The organism is Ercella succinigenes (genome assembly GCF_900002895.1).
Genome location: NZ_CDHP01000014.1, coordinates 1 through 1,289, shown reverse-complemented (window position 1 = coordinate 1,289; position 1,289 = coordinate 1). Strand labels below are relative to the sequence as shown.

1 protein-coding gene is annotated in these 1,289 nt (G+C 46.7%); it reads left to right on the top strand.

The window, feature by feature from the left end; genetic code table 11:
• Positions 1 to 6: 6 nt before the first annotated feature.
• Positions 7 to 1,239 (top strand): IS256 family transposase, encoded by a 1,233-nt coding sequence (locus AC0KSB_RS04485; RefSeq protein ID WP_472307021.1) that lies wholly within the window; start codon positions 7 to 9, stop codon positions 1,237 to 1,239.
• Positions 1,240 to 1,289 lie beyond the last annotated feature (50 nt).

Genomic DNA, 1,289 nt, shown 5'->3' with positions numbered 1-1,289 from the left:
GAGATCATGGCTCAAGTACATCTTACACTGGAAGACGAAATTCTTAAAGACCTTATGCTTGGAAATCGGGAGAACGGGGTGGCGAAATTACTGGAAAAAGTATTTGATGCGGTGCTGCGAGGACAGGCCAGCGAACAATTGAATGCCGAGCCGTATGAGCGAAGTGATGGACGTGTCAGCTATCGGAATGGCTATCGCGAGCGTACCCTGACAACTAGAGTAGGAACGCTGATTCTTCACGTGCCTAAATTCCGTGATGGCACCTTCTCTACCGATTTATTCCGTAGTTACCAGCGCAGCGAAAAAGCCTTACTCTTAAGCCTTATGGAAATGGTGGTTCAAGGTGTATCAACCAGAAAAGTCAGTGAGATCACAGAAACATTATGCGGCACCAGCTTCTCTAAATCGACTGTTTCTATGCTCTGTCAGGAGTTGGATCCTGTTGTTGATAATTTCCGTAACCGGCCTCTGTCACGCCACTATCCTTTCATGATTGTAGACGCCATCTACATGAAGGCTCGAGATGATGGTCGTGTTAAGTCCAGAGGGCTGCTTATAGCTACTGGAGTCAATGATGCTGGTAATCGCGAAGTCCTTGGCTTCAAGATAGCAGACGGCGAAAGCGAAAAAGCATGGAGCGACTTCTTCAGTGAGCTGAAAGCAAGAGGTCTCAGTGATGTAGACTTGGTAGTCAGCGATAGCCACGGCGGACTCAAGAAGGCAATTCAGAGACAATTCCATGGTGCTGGCTGGCAGCGGTGCCAGACACATTTTTCTAAGAACTTGTTGGATAAGACGCCTAAGAAGCTTCAATCCGAGATAAAGAGTAGCCTGACGGATCTATACAATGCTCCAGACCTAAGGCAGGCCAAAGACAGAAAACAGCAAATGCTGGACAACTACCAGGATAAGGCACCTAAAGCTATGGCGTTACTAGATGATAGCTTCGACGAGATTACGGCTGTTTTTGCTTTGCCGGAAGCCTATCGCAAACGACTGAGAACCAGTAACAGCATAGAACGACTCAACGAAGAGCTACGTCGTAGGGAACGCGTTATACGGATATTCCCCAATGATGACAGTCTTATCCGACTGATGGGAGCAGTTCTGATGGAGCACCATGAAAAATGGTTGACCGGCAAAAAGTATTTCATAATGGATCGCTACTTTGATGAGAGAGAAACAGCAAGAAAAGAAGCGTTAGCAGAACGAGCAGCATACCTGCATGTTGTCACCTGATTCATGCAGATACCGGAAGACAATTTACACCAACTTTTTGGACTTGACTT

Bases quoted from the DNA above. Each gene is read 5' to 3' on its own strand.
- AC0KSB_RS04485 (WP_472307021.1), top strand. From the start codon at position 7: ATGGCTCAAGTACATCTTACACTGGAAGACGAAATTCTTAAAGACCTT.